The following is a 23,084-nucleotide window of genomic DNA, read 5'->3' on the forward strand; positions in this document are numbered from 1 at the left end:
CATCCTTCATCTTGCCAGAAAAACTCCGGGGAAGGCGCGAAAGCGACTGGGGCAGAGCCCCTATTTCTCGGTAAATTTCAACTCGATCCGGCGGTTCTGGGCGCGCGCCTCGTCGGTGTTGGCGGTGTTCACCGGCTGATACTGCCCGAACCCGTTGGCCGACAGCCGGTCCGGCGGGATGCCCAGGAAGTTCACCATATATTTGACCACCGAAAGCGCGCGCGCCTGGCTTAGCTCCCAGTTGTCGGCAAACGCGCCCAGACCGGACAGCGGCACGTTGTCGGTATGCCCGTCCACCCGGATCACCCAATTGATTTCGGGGGGAATGTCGCTGACCACACTGCGCAGGATCGCCGCGATCTTGGAAATCTCGCGCTGCCCGTCCGCTGACAGATCGGCAGCACCGGGGGGGAACAGCACCTCGGACGAGAACACGAACCGGTCGCCTTCGATCCGCACGCCTTCCTGATTGCCCAACACGTCGCGCAACCGGCCAAAGAATTCCGAGCGGTATTTTTCCAGATCCTGCGCCGCCGCCTCCAGCCGTTTGCGTTCCTGTTCTTCCAGCACACGACGGCGGCGTTCTTCGGCGGCAACCCGCGCCAGCGCCGTGTTCAGATCCTGCCCCAGCGACAACAGCTCGACCTGTGCGGCCTCGTCGCGCGTCTTGGCGTCGTCCAGCAATGCTTGCAACTGCCCCAACTGCGACCGCAAGGCCGCAACCTGCTGGTTCAGCACTTCGGTCTGTCGCTGGGCGGCGGCGGATTTTTCCTGTTCCTCGGCCAGCTTGTCGCGCGCGGTCTGCAACAGCGCGGCGCGGCGTTCTTTATCGGTCATTGTCTCGTCAATGGCGTTTTCGGCTTCCAGCTTTGCCGCCAGCGCCGCCGCCAGCTTCGCCCGCACCTCTGCCGCGTCGGCGTTCAGCGTCTTGGCATCGGCTTCTGCCGCCAGCTTTGCCGCAAGTGCGGCCTCTAGCTGGGTGCGCAAGTCGGCGTTGGTCGCTTGCGCATCTTCGGCCCGTGCAGTCTGCGCGGTCACATCCGCCAGCGCCGCCGCCAACCGCGCGCGCAAATCCTGTGTTTCGGCGCTGCCTGCCTCGATGGTGGCCTGCGCCACGTCCAATTGCCCCTGAAGCGCGGAAATCTGCCCTTCCAACGCGTCCTTTTGCGCCGTCAGCGCCTTTTGCTGGCTGGCCAGTTCCTGCACGGTGCTGTCGGTGCCCTCGGCCTGCCCTTTCAGGGTTTCGACCTGCAACAAGGCCGCCACCAGTTGCGTGTCCAGATCCGCCTCGGCGGCGCGGGCTGCGGCCAACATGGTCAGCGTTTCTTCCGCTTTCTTGCGCTGCGCCTCCAGCGCCAGCGTCATCGAGGTCAGCTCGGCATCCGCCTCTTTCAGCCGCTCGCGCAACAACTTGGCCGCTTCCGCCTCGGCCAGCTTGGCCGCCTCTTCCTCGCTCAGCGCCGACTGCGCCTGATCCAGTTCGGAGTTCAACCCCGCCAACTGCGCATCGGCCTCGGCGTTTCTGGCACGCAAATCCGCCACCAGCGCATCCAGTGCCTCGCGCCGCGACGCAGCCAGCCGCGCGGCTTCGGCACCTGCATCAATCTCGTCGCGCGCCTGTGCCAGCGCCAGGTTAAGCGCCTCTTGCTCGGACAACAGGCGCGTCTGTTCGGCCTGCAAATCCGCCACCGCCGCCTGCGCCTGATCGCGGTCCGCCAACAGCGCCGAAACCTGCGCTTCAAAGCTGGTGATTTTTGTCTGCGCGGCGGCCAGTTCGCTGGCCTGCGCATCGCGCTGTTCGGTCAGTGACGCAATCAACGCCGCCTGTTGCGACACCTGGTCTTGTGCATCATCCAGCGTGGCCGACATGGCCGACAGCCGCGCATCCAGCCGGTTGCCGCGTTGCTCTTCAAGCCCCAGGGCCTGCGCCAGTGCCGCAACCTCGCCCGCCAGCGCGTCCAGTTCGCTTTCCTGTCCCGAAATGGTTTCGCGCAACACATATTGCACCACCATAAAAATGGTCAGCACGAACATCAGCACCAGCAGCAGGCCGGTCATCGCATCGACAAAGCCGGGCCAGATCGACGCCTGAAACCGTGATCCGGTGCGCCGCGACAGGGCCATCAGCCGTCACCCTTGACGTTTCCTGCCCCACCTTGGGACCCGCGTCCGCGATTGCCCCGATTGCCCCCGCGCGGCTGGGCCAGCGCCTGCGTCAGGCCGGCCAGATCGCTGCGCAGTTCGGCCATGCTTTCCTGTCGCCCTGCGGAAATCTCTTCGAGAATACGCAGCATTTGCACGTCAATCGACCGCAACCGCATCCGGCTTTCGGCGTCAATCCCGTCGCCGCCGCCCTGCGCCTCGAAATGTGCGATCAGCCGTTCCTGCCCCGCCGCCACTCGTTCCAGCGCCGAATTCTCGGGATCGCCATGCTGCATCTGCCGCGTCATGTCGTGGATCGCATCAACCAGCGTCCCCAACTTTTCATCGACCATGGTGCGCGAAATGTCCGACTGTGTGAACATCTGTTGCAGGGTTTCCATCTGCTCGGCCAGATGATCAATCACCCCCGCCATCACCGGCGCATCGCCCGTCCCCTCGTCACCCGACGCGAAGCTGACCCGCGTGATCGAGCTGAGCCATTCCTCAAGCTCGCGGTAAAACCGGTTCTGCCCATGGCCCGCAAACAGTTCGAGCAGTCCCACAATCAGCGACCCGGCCAGCCCCAGCAAGGACGAGCCAAAGGCCACCCCCATACCGCTAAGCTGCGAATCCAGCCCGTCCATCAGACGACCGAACACATCCACGCCCGCGTCGCCTTCTTGCGGGGCAAGGCTGCGAATGGTGTCGACCAGCGCAGGAACGGTGGTCGCCAGACCGTAGAAAGTGCCCAGAAGGCCAAGGAAAATCAGAAGGTTGACGATATACCGCGTGATCTCGCGGGCTTCGTCCACCCGCGTGGCCACTGAATCCAGAATAGACCGCGTGGACGAGGACGACACCTGCATCCGCGCCCCGCGCGTGCGCAACAACGACGCCAATGGGGCCAGCAACTGCGGGGGCGTTTCATCGCCCTGTTGGGTATCGGCGGCAAACCCTTCGATCCAGCGGACCGAACCGACCAGTTGAACGACCTGCCAAAAACAGGCCACGACACCGATCAGAAAGACGAAAAAGATGAACCCGTTCAGATAGGGGTTGGCCTGAAACACCGGCAGCACACTGGGCGCCGCGACAAAAACCATCGCCGCACTGAGGGCAATCACCATCAGCATCAGCGCGATCTGCCGCACCGGTTGGGAAAACTGTGGCCGCGCTTCGCGGTCCATTTGCGACATGCGCCCGGGTCCTTGCCCTAGTTTACTGCTCTGCAGCAACGATAACGAAGAAATCCGCTCATGGCCAAGGGATTATGCACAGATTGAACGCACACGCGCCGCCAACCAGTCCAGATCAGCATCTTGCAGCCCGATCTGGTTCAAATGATCGGCAGTGTTGAACAAATATTCGGTGTTGGGGCCACGCCCGCCCACCGCTTTGGCGATGATTTGCGCCTGTTCTTCCAACGGCAGACCGCCACAATACTGGTCGTGCGCGGCGTCGATGATATAGGCCACGGCATCGACCACGCGCCCGTCCACCAATTGCAGCGGCACGGTCGCCTCGTAATAGGCCGACGAAATCAACTCGCGTGCGCGCAGATATTCCAGCGTCGCCTGCTCGGCCCCCGCCTCGACCTGCATCGCGATCCCCTCGCAGGACGCGGGCGGCACCGCGTCCAGCGCCAGCACCAACCCCGGTTCTTCTTCCGTGCCGCGATGATGGATCGAGCGCATGCAAAACGACCGCTGATACCCTTTCAGCCGCGCCACCACCCGGTCCGCCACCGGAAATCCGGGGTTCCAAAGCAAGCTGCCATAGCCAAAAACCCACATCGTCATGCCGTGCCATCCCTTCGCTAAATACCGCAGGCGGGTAAATCCGATTCTGCCTGCCAATGAAAGCCGTGCCTGAAAACCGCCGCTTCTTTTGGCCACAAATATCCTGGGGACGCCGCGCCAGCGGCGGGGGCAAAGCCCCGAAACCCGTCAGCGGCAATACGATCCGCTGCGATAGCGCGCCGTGTCCAAATGCAAATGGTCGCGATGGTAGCCGTCCGATCCCGGACCCAGAACGGTGCCAAAGGTGCCACAGGCCCCCGCGTGCATCTTGCGCAAGGCCTTGCTGTGGCGCGAAGAATTCCAACCCTCCAGCACGCTCACGATTTCGCCGCTTTGCAACTGAAATCCTGAAATATCAATCGCGCGCCCCTTGCCATGTTCGGACACTTTCGCGCCGGGCTGGTTGTTGCGGGTACGGCAGGTGTAATGTGCCGCGACGCGGTAACCGGTCAGACCGCCTAAGTGCGCCAAAGCCGGTTTCGCGCTGCGGTCTGTCCATTTTTTCAAGGCCTTGGCGGTGGCGCAATCCATCACCGCCTCTTGGCTCAGCGCTACGCCGGACACAGACCGCAGCTTGATCGCCTCGTCGATGCCACAGGCCCCGATGCGTCCGGGCACGGGCCCCAGATAGGTGCCTTGCAGGTCGACATCCCCGCAAACCGCCCCTTTGGCGCGTTTGGCCTTCTTGGCCATCGCCTTTTGCTCAAGCGACTTGGGGCGCACCGAAGGGCGCAGTGTCATCACAGGACCCGATAATATTGCGGCCGACGCCAGATGCACCACGGTTTGATCCGGTTGCAACAAGACCACGCCAGACGCGGTCGGCGCAGGTTTTTCAGCCAATACAGCCGCAACACGTGCCATCGGGCGCAGCGATTTTTTCGGCGCTTGCGCGGCCGCAGTCGTGATCAGGCACAGCGCCAGACAGTGGGCCAACACAACGGTCAGCCCCGCCTTCATGTCTTTTCGGTCCGCGCCGTACGGCCAAAGTCGGGTGCATCGGTGTCCTGGCCCGCCTCGATAATGCCGCGCCGGATCGCGCGGGTGCGGGTGAAATAATCGAACAAATGGTCGCCGTCGCCGGTGCGGATAGCGCGTTGCAGCGCGAACAGCTCTTCGGTGAAGCGGCCCAGAATTTCCAGCGTTGCGTCCTTGTTGGTCAGGAACACGTCGCGCCACATGGTTGGATCAGAAGCCGCAATACGGGTGAAATCACGGAAACCGGCGGCAGAGTATTTGATGACCTCACCATCGGTCACGCGGCCCAGATCGTCGGCCACGCCCACCATCGTGTAGGCGATCAGGTGTGGCGTGTGCGATGTGACGGCCAGCACCAGATCGTGGTGGTCGGCGTCCATTTCCTCGACGTTCGACCCGATGCCTTCCCACAGCGTGCGCAGGCGCGCGGTGGCGTCTGGGTCTGTGCCATCGACCGGAACCAGCAGGCACCAACGGTTGTCGAACAACGTCGCAAAGCCCGATTCCGGTCCCGAATGTTCGGTCCCGGCCAGCGGGTGCGCGGGGATGAAATGCACGCCTTCGGGCAAATGGGGACCGACGCTTTCGATCACGTTGCGTTTGACCGAGCCTACGTCGGTCACGGTGGCGCCCGGCGCCAGATGCGGTGCGATCTCGGCGGCAACGGCGGCCATCGCCCCCACAGGCACCGCCAGCACCACCAGATCGGCGCCCTTGACCGCTTCGGCGGCAGTGTCGCACACGCGGTCGGTCAGCCCGATGCGGCGCGCGGTGTCGCGGGTGGCCTGACTGCGCGCATAGCCGGTCACCTCGCCCGCCAACCCGCCGCGCTGGATCGCCCAATACATCGACGAGGCGATCAGCCCCAGGCCGATCAGCGCAATGCGGTTGTAAACTGGGGCAGAAGCAACATCTGTCATGCGCTTTTGCCTTCCTTGAACTGGCGCACGGCGTGCACCACGCGGCGGCACGCACTTTCGTCACCCACGGTGATGCGCAGGGCGGCGGGCAGTTTGTAACCGGCCACGCGGCGCACGATCAGCCCTTGGCTTTGCAACCATGCATCGCAGGCATTGGCCTCGTCCGCGCTGCCGAAACGGGCCAGCACGAAATTGGCGTGGCTGACGTCCGACGGCACGCCCAAGGCGGCCAGCCCTTCGGCCAGGATGGTGCGGCAGCGGGCGTTTTCGCTGCGGCAGTGATCGGCATAGGCCACGTCGCGCACGGCTGCTTCGGCTGTGTCCAGCGCCGCCTGGCTGACGTTGAACGGGCCGCGAATGCGGTTCAGCACGTCGATCACGTGGGCAGGGCCATAGCCCCAGCCGATGCGCAGACCGCCCAGACCGTAAAGCTTGGAGAATGTGCGCGTCATCACCACGTTTTCACGGCTGTCCACCAGCGACGCGCCGCCATCATACCCTTCGACATAATCGGCATAGGCCCCATCCAGAACCAGCAAGGCCTGTTTTGGCAGACCATCTGCCAGCCGCGCAATTTCGGCGTCTGCGATCATCGTGCCCGTCGGGTTGTTGGGGTTGGCGATGAACACCAGCCGCGTCTTTTTGGTGCAGGCCGCCAGCAGGGCGTCCACATCCGTGACCCGGTCCGCTTCCAGCACTTCGACCGGCGTGGCCCCTGCCGCCTTGGCGCTGATGGCATACATGCCAAAGCCGTGGACCGTGTGCACAACCTCGGTGCCCGGCCCCGCGTAGGCGTTGCACAGAAAGGCAATGATCTCGTCCGACCCGGCACCGCAAATGATCCGCTCGGCGTCGACACCGTGCACCTGCGCCAACGCCGTGCGCAGCGCCGCGTGGTCGGTCGACGGATAGCGGTGCAGTTGATGCGACGCGCGGCGGAACGCCTCCATGGCCTTGTCGGACGGCCCCAGCGGGTTTTCGTTCGACGACAGTTTCACTGCGTTTTCGATGCCTGCCACATGGCTGGTGCCGCCGACGTATGGGTCGATCGACATGATGCCGGGCTGCGGCGCAATGGCTTGGGTCATGGGTTGGCTCCTTCGCAGGTTGTTTTAGCGGGGCAAACGCGGCTGCGCCATGCCCTTTTGTCGCTGCGGAATTTTGCCAACGCCAGTGTGTCTTATCCTCCTTCCTATTGCACCGCCCACGATGAGAACATAAAGTGAACGAATGGTTAAATCATTGTCAGAAAAACTCGCGATTCTCTCGGATGCGGCCCGTTATGATGCCTCTTGTGCCTCGTCAGGCGGCACAAAGCGCAGCAGCCGCGACGGCAAGGGGCTTGGCTCGAACGAAGGATCGGGGATTTGTCATGCCTACACGCCCGACGGGCGCTGTATCAGTCTGCTCAAGATCCTGATGACCAATTTCTGTATTTACGACTGTGCCTATTGCGTCAATCGCGTGTCCTCGAACACCCCGCGCGCCCGGTTTACCCCCGAAGAGGTCGTGTCGCTGACCATCGAATTTTATCGGCGCAATTACATCGAGGGGCTGTTTCTGTCCTCGGGCATCATCCAGTCGCCGGACAAGACGATGGAGGACATGGTCCAGATCGCCCGGCTGCTGCGCACGCGCGAGAATTTTCGCGGATATATCCACCTGAAAACCATTCCCGATGCATCGCCCGAGCTGATCGCGGCCGCAGGCCTTTATGCCGACCGCCTGTCGATCAACGTCGAACTGCCGACCGAGGCTGCGGTGGCCGCCTATGCGCCCGAAAAGAACCCCGCGACCATCCGCGCCGCCATGCAGGACGTCAAAGCCGGGCGCGCCGCGTCCAAAGACCGCTCGCACACCGGGAAACGCCCGCCAAAGTTTGCGCCCGCAGGCCAATCCACGCAAGTTATCGTTGGCGCGGACGGGTCGAACGACGCCACCATTCTGGGGCAAGCCAACAGCCTGTACGGCAATTACGGGCTGAAACGGGTGTATTATTCCGCCTTTTCGCCGATCCCCGACAGCAGTGCAAAACTGCCGCTGGTGCAGCCGCCGCTGGTGCGTGAACACCGTCTGTATCAGGCCGACTGGCTGCTGCGGTTCTACGGATTTTCGGTGGACGAGATCACCGGCGTGACGCAGGCCGGCAATCTGGATCTGGACATGGACCCAAAGCTGGCCTGGGCCATCGCGCATCGCGGGCTGTTTCCGCTGGACGTGCAGCGGGCATCGCGCGAATTGCTGTTGCGGGTGCCGGGGTTCGGGGTGCGCACGGTCAACCGCATTCTGGGCACGCGACGGCACCGCGATCTGCGTTATGCCGATCTGCAACGCATGGGTGCACTGCTGAAAAAGGCGCGGCCGTTCATCACCCTGCGCGACTGGTCGCCGGGGCAGTTGACCGACAGCACCGACCTGCGCGCGCGGTTTGCGCCGCCGCCTGAACAGCTTAGCCTGTTCTGATGCGCACCGTCGCCCTGCCCCGCATCGGCACCGCGCAGGCGTGGCGCGACGCGGCGCGCGGGCTGCTGGCCGAAGGGGTGCGGCCCGAGGATGTCTTGTGGTCCTTCGACGACCCCGCGCAGGTGGACCTGTTCGCCGCCCAGCCGCGCCGTATGACCACGCCCGCGCGGGTGACGGTGTCGAAATCCTTTATTGATATGGCCAATCGCGTGGTCTGGCACAGCGACACCGACCGGTTTGCGCGCCTGTATGCGTTCTTGTGGCGGCTGCGGGATGCACCGTCACTGATGCACGACCGTGGCGACGCGCAACTGGCCCATTTGCGCGGGCTGGAAAAGAACGTGAACCGCTGCGCGCACAAGATGAAAGCGTTCGTGCGCTTCCGCGATCTGGTGGCCGACGGGCCGCGTCGTCGTTTCGCCGCGTGGTTCGAACCCACGCATCACACGGTCGAACCCACCGCCCCCTTCTTTGCCAACCGTTTCGGCGACATGGACTGGATGATCGTCACCCCCGACGTCACCGCGCGGTTCGAGGCGGGCCGCCTTAGCTTTGCGCCCGGCCAGGCGCGTCCTGATCTGCCCGAAGACGCGACCGAAGAGCTGTGGGGCACCTATTTCTGCAATATCTTCAACCCCGCACGGGTCAAGGTGCAGGCGATGACCTCGGAAATGCCGCGCAAATACTGGAAGAACATGCCCGAGACGCGCCACATCCCGCACCTGTTAGCCCATGCCGAGGCCCGCGCCAAACAGATGCAGGCCGCCGCCCCCACCCTGCCCCCGCTGCGCGCCGAACGGATCAGCGCGGGGCTGGCCGATATGCGCGCCGTGGCGACCCGCGACAGTCTGGACACGGTGAACGCACAAATCCGCGCCTGCACCCGCTGTGCGCTGTGCGGCCCTGCCACGCAGGCCGTCACAGGCGAAGGCCTGCGCGATGCGGCGCTGATGGTCGTGGGCGAACAACCCGGCGATGTCGAGGACCAGACCGGCCGCCCCTTTGTCGGGCCTGCGGGGCAGATGTTCGACCAGATCGCGGCGCAGGCAGGGCTGGACCGGCAGGCGGCCTATGTCACCAACGCGGTCAAACATTTCAAATTTCAGCAACGCGGCAAACGGCGGATGCACCAGACACCCAACCAAGGCGAGGTGCAGCATTGCAAATGGTGGCTGGAGGCCGAGGTGGCCCTGGTGAAACCCAAGCTGATATTGGCGATGGGCGGCACCGCCCTGCTGGCGCTGACGGGGCGCAAAGACGGCATTCTGAAGCGGCGCGGACAGATCGAGGACACCGCATATGGGCCGGTTCTGGTGACATTGCACCCGTCCTATCTGCTGCGGGTGCCGGATGCATCGCTGCGCGCAGCGCAAACCGCGCATTTCCGCGCCGATCTGGAACGGGCCGCGCAAATGGTTCGAGAAACAGCCTAACCCAAAATGCAAAAAGGCCGCGCACGATGCGCGGCCTTTTGTAAATCGTAGAACAGATCGAAGCGATCAGTTCTTGGCGTAGAATTCGACCACGAGGTTCGGTTCCATCATCACCGGGTACGGCACATCGCCGAACGCAGGTGTGCGCACGAATGTCGCTGTCAGTTTCGAGTGGTCAACGTCCATATAGTCGGGCACGTCACGCTCGGACAGTTGGGTCGCTTCCAGAATGGCGGCCATCTGCTTGGAACGGTCACGCACTTCGATCACGTCGCCTTCTTTGACGCGGTAGGACGGAATGTTCACTTTTTTGCCGTTCACACGGACGTGGCCGTGGTTCACGAACTGACGGGCCGCGAACACTGTCGCCACGAATTTCGCGCGGTAGACAACGGCGTCCAGGCGACGCTCGAGCAGGCCGATCAGGTTTTCACCGGTGTCGCCTTTGACACGCTCCGCTTCGGCATAGATGCGGCGGAATTGTTTTTCGGTCAGATCGCCGTAGTAGCCTTTCAGCTTCTGCTTGGCGCGCAGTTGCAGACCGAAGTCCGACAGTTTGCCCTTGCGGCGCTGGCCGTGCTGGCCGGGGCCATATTCACGACGGTTGACCGGCGATTTGGCGCGGCCCCAGATGTTTTCGCCCATGCGGCGGTCAATTTTGTACTTGGCAGACGTGCGTTTGGTCACGGCTGGTCTCCTTTATATAGGTTCATAAAGGGCGTTGTCCTCTGGTCTATGACCCGACAGGCTTCCCCTTGCGAGGTCCACCAACACCAATGAAGGGGCGCTTATACGCCCGCGCGGGTCAGTGTCAACGGCCTTTCCACCCGTCTGCACGGGCCATTTGTGCCACATCGTCGTGCCGGTGGCAGGTGGTCAGGTGATCGTTGACCAGACCGCAGGCCTCCATCCACGCATAGACGATGGTGGGGCCGCAGAACTTGAACCCGTCCTTCTTCATCTGCTTGGAGATTCGCGCGCTTAGGTCGGTGCTGGGCGGCACCTGATCCTGCGTGGTGTATTTCGGCTGCAACGGCGCGAAATCAACGGTGCGCCACATATAAGTGTCAAAGCCGATCCGATCCTCGATGGCGCACCACGCGCGGGCATTGCTGATGGTCGCGTTGATCTTGCCCCGATGCCGGATGATACCCGCATCCTGCACCAGCCTGTCCACCTCGTCCTCGCCCCAGGTGGCAATCTCGCGGGGATTGAACCCGCGAAAGGCAGCGCGGAAATTGTCGCGCTTTTTCAGAATGGTAAGCCACGACAAACCGGCCTGAAACCCGTCCAGGATCAGCTTTTCCCACAGCGCGCGACTGTCGTATTCGGGCACGCCCCATTCGGTGTCGTGATAGGTGCGATAGATCGGTTCGGACCCGGCCCAATTGCACCGTGAAACCCCGTCATCACCAGCCGTTTCACCACACATCCGACGTCTCCCGAAAATAAGACTAAAATAGGAACATTAACCCATTTTTAGGGAAAATGGCGACAAAGTGGAAGCTGATCCTGAACCGTTTAGAGGTGCCACGTGAACCTGAACAGACAGCGCATTGCCGACGTACCGCCCGGTGCTGAAAATCCGCTGAACTTCGCGGTGATGCAACGGGATGGGTCAATTCTGGATATGGTGGCCGAGGCGATCCGCCACAAGCAGACGTTGCTGGCCTTTCAGCCGGTGGTGCTGTCGCGCGATCGTTCCCGTGTGGGTTTTTACGAGGGGCTGATCCGCATCACCGACGAAACCGGCCGCGTGATTCCCGCCCGTGACTTTGTGCATGTGATCGAAACCACTGAACTGGGCCGCGAGATTGACGTGCTGGCGCTGCAAATGGGGCTGCGCGCGCTGCACGACACGCCACACCTGCGGCTGTCGATCAATATGTCTGCCCGCTCGATCGGCTTTGCAAAGTGGACGCGTACCTTGCAACACTGGCTGAAAAGCGACCCCACCATTGCCGAGCGGTTGATACTGGAAATTACCGAAGGGTCGGCCATGACCGTGCCCGAACTGGTCATCGACTTTATGGACCGCTGGCAGGTGCGCGGCATCTGTTTCGCTCTGGACGACTTTGGCTCCGGGCAGACGGCGCTGCGCTATTTCAAGGATTTCTTCTTTGATATTCTCAAGATAGACGGCCAGTTCGTGTCCGGCATCGCCCGCGACCCTGACAATCAGGCGCTGGTGCGGTCCATGGTGTCGATTGCACAGCATTTCGACATGATGACAGTCGCGGAATTCGTCGAAACCAAAGCGGACGCGGATGTGTTGGCCAGCCTTGGCGTGGATTGTTTGCAAGGCTACCTGCACGGGGCGCCCACCACCCGACCCGCTTGGAAATCGCCATCTGATGTGCGTGCCGCAGGTTGATGCGCATCTGACGACGGATCGCATGGCGTATACGTTGTGACAACGGAACGAATGGTTTATCCAAACACATAAGTCGAAGGGCGGGCGGCCGGCATGTTGCCTGAACCGCCAGTGTGTCCTTCGTCAAACAACAAGAGGATGCATTCCATGACCAACGTCGTCATCGCCTCTGCCGCACGTACCGCTGTCGGCAGCTTTACCGGCTCTTTCGCTGGCACCCCCGCGCACGAATTGGGCGCCACTGTCCTTGAGGCGATTGTCGCACGCGCAGGCATCGACAAATCCGAAGTCAGCGAGACCATTCTGGGTCAGGTCCTGACCGCAGCCCAGGGGCAGAACCCCGCCCGTCAGGCGCACATCAACGCCGGTCTGCCGATTGAAAGCGCCGCGTGGAGCATCAACCAGGTGTGCGGCTCGGGTCTGCGCGCCATCGCTTTGGCCGCCCAGCACATCCAGCTTGGCGATGCCGACATCGTGGCAGCCGGCGGTCAGGAAAACATGTCGATGAGCCCCCACGCCGCGAACCTGCGCATGGGTCACAAGATGGGTGACATGCAATACATCGACACCATGATCCGCGACGGTCTGTGGGATGCATTCAACGGCTATCACATGGGCCAGACCGCTGAAAACGTTGCCGAAAAATGGCAGATCAGCCGTGACCAGCAGGACGAATTTGCCGTTGCTTCGCAAAACAAGGCGGAAGCCGCGCAGAAGGCTGGCAAATTCCAGGACGAAATCACGCCCTTCACCGTCAAGGGTCGCAAGGCCGACATCGTGGTGGACAGCGATGAATACATCCGCCACGGCGCGACCATCGACGCGATGCAAAAACTGCGCCCCGCCTTTACCAAGGATGGATCGGTCACCGCCGCCAACGCCTCGGGCCTGAACGACGGGGCTGCCGGCGCCCTGCTGATGTCCGCCGACAACGCCGAAAAGCGCGGGATCGAACCGTTGGCGCGAATCGTTTCTTACGCGACCGTCGGTCTGGACCCGTCGATCATGGGCGCGGGTCCGATCTTTGCCTCGCGCAAGGCGCTGGAGAAGGCCGGCTGGAAAGCCGAAGACCTGGACCTGGTCGAAGCCAATGAAGCTTTTGCCGCACAGGCCTGCGCCGTGAACAAGGACATGGGTTGGGACCCGTCGATCGTGAACGTCAACGGCGGCGCCATCGCCATCGGCCACCCCATCGGCGCCTCGGGCGCGCGCATCCTGAACACGCTGGTCTTTGAAATGAAGCGTCGCGGCGCCAAGAAAGGCCTTGCCACGCTGTGCATCGGCGGCGGCATGGGCGTTGCCATGTGTATTGAACGCCCTTAATTTCACCTAAGCCACGTAATATAGTTGCGGGCGCGGTACGAAATTAGTAACAAGATTTCGCGGCACATCAGTGTCGCGGAATCCAAAGGCCGCACACATGTCGATCAATCCATATCAAAACGATCAGATCGACATCACGTCTGCGCGCAGCGTGGCAGGGATGCAGGCCTTTGGCGCCGCATCTGCGCAAATCACAAAACTTGCCTTATCCCACCAAATTTTATGCAATAATCGCAGTGACAAACCCTTGTCATATATAATGCGATAAATGCATGGACGCCGTTGGCGGATACACGCAAAGATAGAATAAAGCCCATCAGGAGGAGAGACCCATGGCCAGAGTTGCACTTGTTACCGGAGGATCGCGCGGAATTGGCGCGGCCATTTCGCAGGCGTTGAAAGATGCAGGTTATAGCGTGGCCGCGACCTATGCGGGCAACGACGAAGCCGCGGCAAAATTCACCGATGAAACCGGCATCAAGACCTACAAATGGAACGTTGCCGACTATGACCAAAGCAAAGCGGGCATCGCGCAGGTCGAAGCCGACCTTGGCCCCGTTGATGTCGTGGTGGCCAACGCAGGCATCACCCGCGACGCGCCGTTCCACAAAATGACCCCCGAGCAATGGAACGAGGTGGTCGGCACCAACCTGACCGGCGTTTTCAACACCGTGCACCCCGTCTGGCCCGGTATGCGGGAACGCAAGTTTGGCCGCGTGATCGTCATCAGCTCGATCAATGGTCAAAAGGGGCAATTCGCCCAAGTGAACTATGCCGCGACCAAAGCCGGCGATCTGGGCATCGTCAAATCGCTGGCGCAAGAGGGCGCGCGCGCGGGCATCACGGCCAACGCCATCTGCCCCGGATACATCGGAACCGATATGGTCATGGCGGTCCCGGAAAAGGTACGCGAATCGATCATCGCGCAGATCCCAACCGGCCGTCTGGGCGAACCCGAAGAAATCGCGCGTTGCGTTGTGTTTCTGGCTTCGGAAGATTCGGGCTTTATCAACGGCTCGACCATCTCGGCCAACGGCGGTCAATTTTTCGTCTGATCCTGTCTTCGCAATTGTGACATCCGGCGCGCCCCCCAACGGCGCGCCGTTTTTCGTTTTGAACCCTTAAAAAAAATCCTGCAGCATCACTAGACGACCGGTCTATTACTTCCTATCTGTCCCCTATGACAGAGCCAACCAAATCAGAAAAAACCCGCAAGCACATCCTGACCAAGGGGCGCGAACTGGTCTTGCACGGCGGTTTCAGCGGCGTGGGACTGTCGCAGATCCTGGCTGCCAGCGGCGTACCAAAGGGGTCGTTCTACTATTACTTCACCTCGAAAGAGCACTTTGGCTGCGCCCTGCTGCAAGACTATGTCGACGACTATCTGGCGCGCATCGACACACTGATCAGCACCCCCGGAACCGCAGGCGCCAAGCTGGACGCGTTCTGGTCTGCTTGGCTGGACTGTGACAACACCTGCGGCATCGCGTCGGGCTGTCTGGTGGTCAAGCTGGCCGCCGAAATCGCGGACCTGTCCGACGACATGCGGATCATTCTGGACCGTGGCGTGGATCAATTGACAACGCGCCTTGCCGCATTGCTGCGTGCCGGGACGACCGACGGTTCGGTCCGTCCGCAACCTGATCCCGATGCGACAGCCCGCGTGTTGTATGCGCAATGGCTGGGCGCCGCGATCCTGTCGAAGCTGTCACAAACCGACACCGCCCTGCGCGACGCCTTGCGCGACACCACACGCAGGCTTTCCCCAGAACACACTGAAACCTAAGGAATACATCATGCAAGCTGCCATCCACGACACCTTTGGCGAACCCGCCGACGTGCTTGAAACCAAAACGACCGACACCCCCGAACCCGCCGCAGGCGAAGTGCGGATCAAAACGTTGCTGTCCCCGATCCACAACCACGATCTGTGGACCATTCGCGGCAATTACGGTTACAAACCGGACCTGCCCGGCGCGATCGGCGGGTCCGAGGCCATCGGCACCATCGACGCGGTTGGTGACGGCGTAGACTCGCAAATGATCGGCCAGCGCGTGACCGTCGCGGGCGTTCACGGCACTTGGGCTGAATATTTCATCGCCTCCGCCGCCAGTGTGCTGCCCCTGCCGGATACAATCCCCGACACGCTGGGCGCACAACTGATCGCCATGCCGTTCAGCGCCATTTCCCTGCTGGAAATGTTGCAGGCGCAAAAAGGCGACTGGATCATTCAGACCGCAGCTAACGGGGCTGTGGGCAAGATCATGACCGTTCTGGCCAAGGCGCGCGGAATTAATCTGGTGAATCTGGTGCGCCGCGACGCCGCCGTGGCCGAGTTGACGGACATGGGCATCGACAATGTGCTGTCCACCTCGGACGACAACTGGAAAGCCAAGGCGCGGGCGCTGGTTGGCAAAGCCGGTGCGGTGTCTGCGATTGATTCTGTCGGTGGCGACCTGGCCGCCGATCTGACCGATCTGCTGGGCGCGAATGGCGAACTGGTCGTCTTTGGCACGGCCACGGGCACACCGCTTGCGCTGTCTTCGGGCACGTTGATCATGAAACAGATCACGGTCAAAGGGTTCTGGGGCGCAAAAGTCAGCGACGATATGGACCCTGCCCTGCGCACCCGCCTGATCACCGAACTGGTCACGCTGGCCGCCCAAGGCACGCTGACGCTGGAGGACGGCGGCGTTTACGGGTTGGACCAAGTGACCGACGCGATGAATGCCGCGTTGACCCCCGGTCGCGCGGGCAAGGTAATGCTGCGTCCCTAAAACGGCGCGACAACTGGCAGGCGGCCCGTTCAGGGCCGCCACCCTCAAGCCGCGCCCCCAACTGTTTGCTTGCCACATTTCGCAAAACCGCTCATTGACGGGTCTCATCCCTGTCTGACGGAGCCACCCGAATGACCACATTGCGCGCCACCGCGATCGGCTTTGTCGCTGTCCTGCTTTGGGCGCTGCTGGCGTTGCTGACAGTCGGGTCAGCCCCCATTCCCCCGCTGCAATTGAACGCCATCTGTTTCGGCATTGGCGGCATTCTGGGTCTGGTCTGGAGCGCATCGACCGGCGGTTTGCACCGGCTGCGCGCGGTGCCGCTGCGGGTCTACCTGTTCGGCACATTCGGGCTGTTCGGCTATCACGCGCTGTATTTCTCGGCGCTGCGTCTGGCCCCCGCAGCCGAGGCCGGGCTGATTGCCTATTTGTGGCCCCTGCTGATCGTGGTGTTTTCAGGATTGTTGCCCGGTGAGCGGTTGCGCGCAGGGCATATCATTGGCGCGGTCACCGGATTTCTGGGCGCGGCGTTGATCATTTCCGGCGGCAGCACAGGGTTTCAGGCCGCCTATCTGCCGGGATACGGGCTGGCGCTGGTCTGTGCGCTGTTCTGGTCGGGGTATTCGATCGGCTCGCGCAGTTTTGGCACCATCCCGACCGACAGCGTGGCCATATTCTGTCTGGCCAGCACCATGCTGTCAGTGCCGCTGCATCTGGCGTTCGAGGTCACCCAATGGCCCGCCGACGCGACTGGCTGGATCAGCACGGTTGCACTGGGCCTGGGCCCTGTGGGGCTGGCATTTTACGTGTGGGACATTGGTGTGAAACGGGGCGACATTCAGATGCTGGGCACCGCGTCTTATGCGGCACCTTTGCTGTCAACGCTGGTTTTGGTGATCGCGGGCGTAACCCAAGCCAGTTGGTCACTGGCAGCGGCGGCCGTTCTGGTCACCGGCGGCGCTGTCATCGCAGCGCGCGCCAGCTTTCGCTAGGGCTATGTCAGACTGACAAGCGCGTGATTTGCTCTTTCAGGCGAAGTTTCTGCTTTTTCAGCTCGGCCACTTTCAACGTGTCCGCCCCCGGTGCGCGCAGTTCCTTTTCCACTGCTTCACTCAGGTTTTCGTGCTTTTTCTTCAACTCAGTCAGGTGTGCGCTCAGGCTCATGCAATCCTCCATTCGTTCAAGTACAACCACAGCAGAACATGATTTTACATTTCTGTCACGCTGCATCCGCATCATAGACTTGTGATGGGTAAACCACTGGTTAAAATTCCAGCGCCGCCCCATCGCGCAGAACCGCTTTTATTTCAGGGGTGTAGCTTTCCGCATCTCGCAAATGGCTTTCGCCGCGGTGCAGAAGTCGTGGAAAATGCAAGCGAAATTCTGCCCGTCCGCCCCTGCGTGCGCGGATTATGCACAATTCGGGGGCGCGTCCGGGGCGTGCTGAAAACGGCAGCACTTCGACGCTGCCCATCACAGGGCGAATCCCGGCCAGAATGTCGGGCAGCCGTGCCATGCGGTGAATGAAATGTGCAAAACCACGATACCGCAGCCGTTTGGCAGCCACCTGCACCCAATCTTCCAGCGCCGTATCCTCGCCCAATGCGCCTTCGCGCCCTGCATAGGGCGACGGGCGGCTGGCGGTGCGGTCAAAAAAGGGCGGATTGGCAATCACATGATCAAAGCTGCGCTCTTTCAGCGGCATCGGCAGGTTTGTCAGATCGGCACAGGTCACGTCCAGCCCGTTGCGCACCGCCAGTTCCGCGTAATAGGGCTGGCGTTCGACCCCGTGCAGGTCAAGCCCGGGCACCCGCGCGCCCAGACACAGCGCCGCAGCCCCCGCGCCACAGCCCAGATCCAGAACCGTTTGCCCGGAACGGGCCGGAACGCTGGCTGCCAGCAACACCGGGTCCAGCCCTGCGCGATAGCCGGTGCGCGGCTGCCACAGCATCACCTGCCCGCCCAAAAAGGCGTCATGGGTCAGCGCAGCCCCTTCGGTCACCGGCCCAGCGGAATGTCGTTGTCGCGCATCACCCGGGTGGCCGCGTCGTGATCATCGGCCCGCACCATCAGACGGCGTGGGAAAATCCCGATGCCGCCTTCAAGCACGCTCATGTTTACGTCCAATTCAAAGCAGTCTATATCCTCGCCCGACAGTAGGGCCGAGGCAAAGGCGATGATCGTCGGGTCGTTGCTGCGCAAAAGTTCTTTCATGATCACGGATGTAAGAGAAGGCGGCCCTTAATGTACAGGGGCCATCGGGGGCAAGATGGACAGCATCGAAAAGACGTTAAAGCCGCATGACCGACTGGCCGCACGGCTGGCCGATGACATGGACGCGGTGAACACGCTGATCCGCACCAAGATGGCGTCGGAACATGCACCGCGCATTCCCGAGGTCACGGCGCACCTGGTGGGGGCTGGTGGCAAGCGTTTGCGCCCCATGCTGACACTCGCGGCGGCGCATTTGTGCGGCTACACGGGGCCGTATCATGTGCACCTTGCCGCCACTGTCGAATTCATCCACACCGCCACGCTGCTGCATGACGACGTGGTCGACGAAAGCGAACAGCGCCGGGGCCGTCCCACGGCCAACTTGTTGTGGGACAACACCTCCAGCGTGCTGGTCGGCGATTACCTGTTCGCGCGGTCCTTCCAGTTGATGACCGAATGCGGCTCGATGGAGGTGATGCGCATCCTGTCCAACGCCGCCGCCACCATCGCCGAAGGCGAAGTGCTGCAACTGACCGCCGCACAGGACCTTGCGACGGACGAGGCAGTCTATCTGCAAGTCGTGCGCGGCAAGACCGCCGCGCTGTTTTCGGCGGCGATGGAAGTGGGCGGCGTGATTGCCGATGCCGACGCCGCAACCGTCAAGGCGCTGTATGACTACGGCGACGCGCTTGGCGTGGCGTTTCAGATCGTTGACGACCTGCTGGACTATCAGGGCCAATCCGAGGCAACCGGCAAGAACATCGGCGACGATTTCCGCGAACGCAAGCTGACCCTGCCGGTGATCAAGGCCGTGGCCAAAGCAACCGCCGACGAACGCGCATTCTGGGAGCGGACCATCGAAAAGGGCAAGCAGGATGACGGTGACCTGGACCACGCGCTGGCGCTGTTGAACAAACACGGCACATTGACCGAAACGCGCGCGGATGCGCTGCACTGGGCCAACCGCGCCAAGGCATCACTGGCCGCCCTGCCCGATCACGACATCAAGGACATGCTGGTTGATCTGGCAGACTTCGTGGTCGACCGGATCAGCTAAGGGGATACGGTGCGGCCTTGGCCTGCATCGTTCCCAACCGTCCCGCCCGCACCCACCACTGGGGCCGCGCCGCCGAGAGCTTTTGCGCGGCATCAACAGCTGCCTGCGCCGTGGCGAACACCCCGAAACAAGTCGCCCCCGAACCCGACATGCGCGCCAGCAGGCAATCAGGCAATGCGGACAGGGCTGCACAGACCTGCGTGATCTGCGGGGCAAGTGCCTCGGCCGCCGATTGCAGATCATTGCGCTGCGTCGCCAGCCAGTCACATAGGGCAGCGGCATCGGCAAAGGCGGGCAAGCGGTCCGGCATCGGCGCATTGTCCTTGCGCGTCAAAGCGCTGAATATCTGCGGCGTGGACACGGCGACGCGCGGATTGGCCAACACAACATGCAATTCGGGCACCCCGTCCAGCGGTAACACCACCTCGCCAATGCCCTGCATCCGCGCGGCCTGCGACGGCACACAGACCGGAATATCAGCCCCCAGTGCAAGCAGTCGCGCCGCGTCCGCGTCCCGCTTGGCCATGTGGCACAAACCACGCCAGACCGCCGCTGCATCCGCCGAGCCGCCACCGATGCCAGAAGCGACAGGCAGTTCTTTGGTCAGGGTCATTGCCGCAGCCATATCAGGGAACAGCCGCGCCACGCGCAGCACAAGATTGTCGTCGCCCGCAGGCACATGATGCCCCTCGGGGCCATCCACCCGCAACGACCACGCCGACGCAGGGCGCATGTGCACCACGTCGCCCACATCGGCAAACATCACCAGAGAGTCCAGCAGATGATAGCCATCGGCCCGCTGGCCGGTCACGTGCAGAGTGAGGTTGATCTTGGCGGGTGCAAATATCCGCAAGCCAGTCATAGAAGCAATCTCAGCGGTCAACGGCCACCTTGAGAGGCGGCGCACCTTCTTCGGCCAGAACCTTGTCCAGCCCGACCTCAAGCTTGCGGCGCATACGGTCGGGGTCGGCCTCGCTGTTCACTTCCTTCGGGTCGACAAAGGACAGCGCGCGGCGCCACTGGAACCGCGCCTCGCGTTTGCGGCCCACGGCCCACAGCGTGTCGCCCAGATGGTCGTTCACCACCGCATCGACCGGCACCAGTTGGGCCGCGCGTTCCATGTGAACGACCGCCTCTTCGTAACGGCCAAGGCGGTACAGAACCCATCCCAGACTGTCGATGATATAGCCGCTGTCAGGGCTGGCGGCGACCGCCTGTTCGATCATCGACAGCGCCTCGTCCAGATTGACCTGCTGTTCCACCATCGAATAACCCAGATAGTTCAGCACCTGCGGCTGACCGGGGTTCAGCGCCAGCGCATGACGAAAATCGGCCTCGGCCTCTGTCCACTGGCCCAGCCGTTCATGTGAAATGGCGCGGGCGTACAACAAAAACCACTCGGCCCGCGCACCTTCGGGCGTCAGCTCAAGCGCGCGGTCATAGGCGGCGATAGACTCAGCAAACTGGTCCTGCTGGCGCAGCACGTCGCCCAAGGTGGAAAAGACCACCGGCAGGTCGGGATAGCTGCGCGCCAGTTGCTCAAGCACCTCGATGGCCGCATCCGGCTTGTCCGCGCGACGCAAGGCTGCGGCGCGGCCCAGTTCAGCGGCGTGAAAGGCCGGATCGCTGGCCGGCACTTCCTTGTAAACCGCGATGGCCAGATCGTATTGGTCCAGCTCTTCCAACAGTTCGGCATTCAGCAGCAACGCATCGACGTGGTTGGGCCGCAGGTAGCGGGCCAGACGGCCATAAAGCAGCGTATAGTCCGCCGATGCCTCGCTGCGCAGGGCGCCCGCCAGCGAATAGAACACCTCGGCCAGACCATCGCGGGCCGATGTGACATGGGTAAACGGCAGGGTCTCACCGGCTTCCAATGCGGTGATGACCTGTTCCAGCTCGGGGTCCAGACTGCCGCCGAATGCCTCTTGCAGGCTGGTCACGGCATCGGCGTTGCGATCCAGCTGGCTTAGCACCTCGGCGCGCGCCATGGCACCGCGCCGGGTGCGCACCATCGTGCCGCTGTCGGTGCCCGCAAAAATCGCCTCGGCCGCCTGATAATCGCCGCTCATCGCCAGCGCCATGGCCTTGTGATACAGCGCAAAGCCTTTCAGCCCCTGTTCGCGCGATACCTTGTCAAAGCTGGCAAGCGCCGCCTTCATGTCGCCTGCGCCCACATGGGCCCATCCCACCAGCAGCCCGTCAACCAGCGGGCCGATCCCCTGGGTGTCCATGTCGCGGTCCAGCAGCGCATCGTAATCCTCGCGCTGCGCCATATCCGCAATCACCGCCATATGCGCGGCCTGACTGCGCAGACCGGCCTGCTCCATGTTCAGGGCGATCGGCAGCGCCTGCAACACATCGCCCAGCATCAGATGCGCCAGCGTCGCGTCTTCCATCAGGGTTGCGTTTTCCGCGTCGTGCAGCAGCGCCATGTCGTAATAGCGCGCCGCCGTACCAAAATCGTTCAGATACGAAGCCTGCCGCGCCGCCAGATAGGGCCCCGCCACATCCTGCGCCGCCAGCGGCCCCGTCAGTGTCCAGATCAGGGCCGTGGCTACGGTGCTTTTCAGAAGGGTACGGATCACGCGACTGCCTCGTCTTATTTCGTTTGCAATAAGGCTAGCAGGTCTGCACGCGGGCGCAATGGGCCTGCCTGTGCGCTGGTAAACAAACCTGTGAGGTCTGGCAGCAATCTGCGCAAGATGGGCGCAACGCAGCAAACACGCTTGTCAAATCGCACGACATCTGAACACTTAGCAAAATGGCTAAGTATGAACCCCATCTCGATCATATTTTCTCGGCGCTGGCCGACCCCACGCGACGTGCCATTCTGGACCGTCTGTCGCGCGGACCTGCCACCACCAGCGAACTGGCAGCACCCCATGACATGGCGATGCCGTCATTTCTGGGGCATCTGGCCAAGCTTGAAACCGCAGGGCTGGTCAACTCGACCAAGTCCGGGCGGGTGCGCACCTATGCCCGCGCGGACACTGCATTTGTACCCGTGCAAAACTGGCTGGGCCGCCAATCCGACCTGTGGACCCGCCGCTTGGACGAACTTGACAGCTATGCAACCCAACTCGCAAAGGACCGCAACAATGGAACTTGATCCCGCCACCGACCTGACCTTTACCCGCAAGATCGACGTGCCCCCCGCCGTGCTGTGGGACTGCTGGACGACGCCCGAACATGTCAAAGCCTTCTTTGTCCCCAGACCGCACACCGTCACCGATTGCGAGATCGACCTGCGCGTGGGCGGGCGGTTCAACACCACCTTTGACGTGGACGGGAACACCATGACCAACACCGGCGTTTACCTTGAGCTGGTACCGCACCGCAAACTGGTGTTCACCGATACCTACAGCGAAGGCTGGAAGCCCAGCGCCGATCCGTTCATGACTGCCATCATTGAATTCGAAGACGACGGCGCGGATGGCACGATCTACACCGCCACCGTGCGCCACAGATCGTCAGAGGCACGCCAGTCGCATGAAAACATGGGGTTCTTTGTCGGCTGGGGCATGGCCGCCGACCAGCTTGCCGCCCATGCCAAAACCCTGTGAACGCAAAAAGGCGGGCCTGCGCCCGCCTTTCCACCTGCCAC

At 62.4% G+C, this 23,084-nt stretch carries 24 protein-coding genes; 11 read left to right on the forward strand and 13 right to left on the reverse strand.

Annotated features, from left to right (window positions below; translation table 11 throughout):
- Window positions 1-60: 60 nt before the first annotated feature.
- The 6 genes from AAC077_RS12100 to hisC all read right to left on the reverse strand — a co-directional run bounded on the left by AAC077_RS12100 (window position 61) and on the right by hisC (window position 6,927).
- Complete coding sequence (locus AAC077_RS12100; RefSeq protein WP_339769925.1) at window positions 61-2,124, reverse strand: peptidoglycan -binding protein; 2,064 nt, start codon at window positions 2,122-2,124, stop codon at window positions 61-63.
- Entirely contained in the window at window positions 2,124-3,338 is a 1,215-nt protein-coding gene (locus AAC077_RS12105) for a biopolymer transporter ExbB (RefSeq protein ID WP_339769926.1), read from the reverse strand. The genes AAC077_RS12100 and AAC077_RS12105 overlap by 1 nt, the downstream gene beginning before the upstream one ends.
- A 72-nt stretch (window positions 3,339-3,410) precedes the next feature.
- The gene (locus AAC077_RS12110; RefSeq protein ID WP_339769927.1) at window positions 3,411-3,941 is read right to left on the reverse strand and encodes a gamma-glutamylcyclotransferase; all 531 of its coding nucleotides are present in this window, start codon (window positions 3,939-3,941) and stop codon (window positions 3,411-3,413) included.
- A gap of 147 nt (window positions 3,942-4,088) precedes the next feature.
- Complete coding sequence (locus AAC077_RS12115; protein ID WP_339769929.1) at window positions 4,089-4,901, reverse strand: extensin family protein; 813 nt, start codon at window positions 4,899-4,901, stop codon at window positions 4,089-4,091.
- A complete protein-coding gene (locus AAC077_RS12120; protein WP_339769930.1) occupies window positions 4,898-5,839 on the reverse strand; it encodes a prephenate/arogenate dehydrogenase family protein in 942 nt (313 codons plus the stop codon). Before AAC077_RS12120 ends, AAC077_RS12115 begins: the two co-directional genes overlap by 4 nt.
- Window positions 5,836-6,927, reverse strand: a complete 1,092-nt coding sequence (gene hisC / locus AAC077_RS12125) for a histidinol-phosphate transaminase (RefSeq protein ID WP_339769932.1) — start codon at window positions 6,925-6,927, stop codon at window positions 5,836-5,838. Before hisC ends, AAC077_RS12120 begins: the two co-directional genes overlap by 4 nt.
- A 142-nt stretch (window positions 6,928-7,069) precedes the next feature.
- Here hisC and AAC077_RS12130 point away from each other — a divergent pair, with 142 nt between their 5' ends.
- Together AAC077_RS12130 and AAC077_RS12135 are read left to right on the forward strand one after the other, a co-directional pair.
- Window positions 7,070-8,302 (forward strand): putative DNA modification/repair radical SAM protein, encoded by a 1,233-nt coding sequence (locus tag AAC077_RS12130; protein ID WP_339769934.1) that lies wholly within the window; start codon window positions 7,070-7,072, stop codon window positions 8,300-8,302.
- Window positions 8,302-9,735, forward strand: coding sequence for a UdgX family uracil-DNA binding protein (locus AAC077_RS12135; RefSeq protein WP_339769936.1), 1,434 nt, complete (start codon window positions 8,302-8,304; stop codon window positions 9,733-9,735). Before AAC077_RS12130 ends, AAC077_RS12135 begins: the two co-directional genes overlap by 1 nt.
- A 66-nt stretch (window positions 9,736-9,801) precedes the next feature.
- Here the strand turns inward: AAC077_RS12135 and rpsD are convergent, their stop codons facing one another.
- On the reverse strand, window positions 9,802-10,422 hold the full coding sequence (rpsD, locus tag AAC077_RS12140; RefSeq protein WP_339769938.1) for a 30S ribosomal protein S4: 621 nt from the start codon (window positions 10,420-10,422) through the stop codon (window positions 9,802-9,804).
- 124 nt (window positions 10,423-10,546) lie between these two features.
- Window positions 10,547-11,167: a DNA-3-methyladenine glycosylase I gene (locus AAC077_RS12145; protein WP_339769940.1), complete on the reverse strand. Its 621-nt coding sequence runs from the start codon at window positions 11,165-11,167 to the stop codon at window positions 10,547-10,549.
- Between the two features lie 102 nt (window positions 11,168-11,269).
- On the opposite strand from AAC077_RS12145, the gene AAC077_RS12150 reads away from it, so the two are divergent.
- From AAC077_RS12150 to AAC077_RS12175, 6 genes are all read left to right on the forward strand, one after another.
- A complete protein-coding gene (locus AAC077_RS12150; protein WP_339769942.1) occupies window positions 11,270-12,109 on the forward strand; it encodes an EAL domain-containing protein in 840 nt (279 codons plus the stop codon).
- 147 nt (window positions 12,110-12,256) lie between these two features.
- Window positions 12,257-13,432 carry an acetyl-CoA C-acetyltransferase gene (locus AAC077_RS12155; protein WP_339769944.1) on the forward strand — a complete coding sequence of 392 codons (1,176 nt, stop codon included), beginning with the start codon at window positions 12,257-12,259 and terminating at the stop codon, window positions 13,430-13,432.
- A gap of 332 nt (window positions 13,433-13,764) precedes the next feature.
- A complete protein-coding gene (gene phbB, locus AAC077_RS12160) occupies window positions 13,765-14,487 on the forward strand; it encodes an acetoacetyl-CoA reductase (protein ID WP_339769947.1) in 723 nt (240 codons plus the stop codon).
- A 125-nt stretch (window positions 14,488-14,612) separates the two neighbouring features.
- Window positions 14,613-15,218: a TetR/AcrR family transcriptional regulator gene (locus AAC077_RS12165; RefSeq protein ID WP_339769948.1), complete on the forward strand. Its 606-nt coding sequence runs from the start codon at window positions 14,613-14,615 to the stop codon at window positions 15,216-15,218.
- Window positions 15,219-15,228: 10 nt separating this feature from the next.
- Window positions 15,229-16,209 carry a zinc-binding dehydrogenase gene (locus AAC077_RS12170; RefSeq protein ID WP_339769949.1) on the forward strand — a complete coding sequence of 327 codons (981 nt, stop codon included), beginning with the start codon at window positions 15,229-15,231 and terminating at the stop codon, window positions 16,207-16,209.
- A 131-nt stretch (window positions 16,210-16,340) separates the two neighbouring features.
- Window positions 16,341-17,201, forward strand: a complete 861-nt coding sequence (locus tag AAC077_RS12175; protein WP_339769950.1) for an EamA family transporter — start codon at window positions 16,341-16,343, stop codon at window positions 17,199-17,201.
- Window positions 17,202-17,208: 7 nt separating this feature from the next.
- On the opposite strand, the gene AAC077_RS12180 is transcribed toward AAC077_RS12175, so the two are convergent.
- The 3 genes from AAC077_RS12180 to AAC077_RS12190 form a co-directional block, all read right to left on the reverse strand.
- Complete coding sequence (locus AAC077_RS12180; protein ID WP_339769952.1) at window positions 17,209-17,373, reverse strand: DUF465 domain-containing protein; 165 nt, start codon at window positions 17,371-17,373, stop codon at window positions 17,209-17,211.
- A 100-nt stretch (window positions 17,374-17,473) separates the two neighbouring features.
- A complete protein-coding gene (locus AAC077_RS12185; RefSeq protein WP_339770296.1) occupies window positions 17,474-18,160 on the reverse strand; it encodes a methyltransferase in 687 nt (228 codons plus the stop codon).
- A 47-nt stretch (window positions 18,161-18,207) separates the two neighbouring features.
- Window positions 18,208-18,423, reverse strand: a complete 216-nt coding sequence (locus AAC077_RS12190; protein WP_339769954.1) for a DUF2007 domain-containing protein — start codon at window positions 18,421-18,423, stop codon at window positions 18,208-18,210.
- 55 nt (window positions 18,424-18,478) lie between these two features.
- On the opposite strand from AAC077_RS12190, the gene AAC077_RS12195 reads away from it, so the two are divergent.
- A complete protein-coding gene (locus AAC077_RS12195) occupies window positions 18,479-19,480 on the forward strand; it encodes a polyprenyl synthetase family protein (protein WP_339769956.1) in 1,002 nt (333 codons plus the stop codon).
- Here AAC077_RS12195 and AAC077_RS12200 read toward each other — a convergent pair.
- Window positions 19,473-20,342 carry a 4-(cytidine 5'-diphospho)-2-C-methyl-D-erythritol kinase gene (locus tag AAC077_RS12200; protein ID WP_339769958.1) on the reverse strand — a complete coding sequence of 290 codons (870 nt, stop codon included), beginning with the start codon at window positions 20,340-20,342 and terminating at the stop codon, window positions 19,473-19,475. The two genes, AAC077_RS12195 and AAC077_RS12200, sit on opposite strands and share 8 nt — an antisense overlap.
- 10 nt (window positions 20,343-20,352) lie before the next feature.
- Window positions 20,353-22,065, reverse strand: coding sequence for a tetratricopeptide repeat protein (locus AAC077_RS12205; RefSeq protein ID WP_339769960.1), 1,713 nt, complete (start codon window positions 22,063-22,065; stop codon window positions 20,353-20,355).
- A gap of 176 nt (window positions 22,066-22,241) precedes the next feature.
- Here AAC077_RS12205 and AAC077_RS12210 point away from each other — a divergent pair, with 176 nt between their 5' ends.
- The gene (locus AAC077_RS12210; protein ID WP_339769962.1) at window positions 22,242-22,589 is read left to right on the forward strand and encodes a metalloregulator ArsR/SmtB family transcription factor; all 348 of its coding nucleotides are present in this window, start codon (window positions 22,242-22,244) and stop codon (window positions 22,587-22,589) included.
- Window positions 22,579-23,043 carry an SRPBCC family protein gene (locus AAC077_RS12215; protein ID WP_339769964.1) on the forward strand — a complete coding sequence of 155 codons (465 nt, stop codon included), beginning with the start codon at window positions 22,579-22,581 and terminating at the stop codon, window positions 23,041-23,043. Before AAC077_RS12210 ends, AAC077_RS12215 begins: the two co-directional genes overlap by 11 nt.
- The last annotated feature ends 41 nt before the right edge of the window (window positions 23,044-23,084 follow it).

The sequence above is a fragment of the uncultured Pseudosulfitobacter sp. genome, assembly GCF_963976325.1.
Lineage (GTDB): Bacteria > Pseudomonadota > Alphaproteobacteria > Rhodobacterales > Rhodobacteraceae > Pseudosulfitobacter.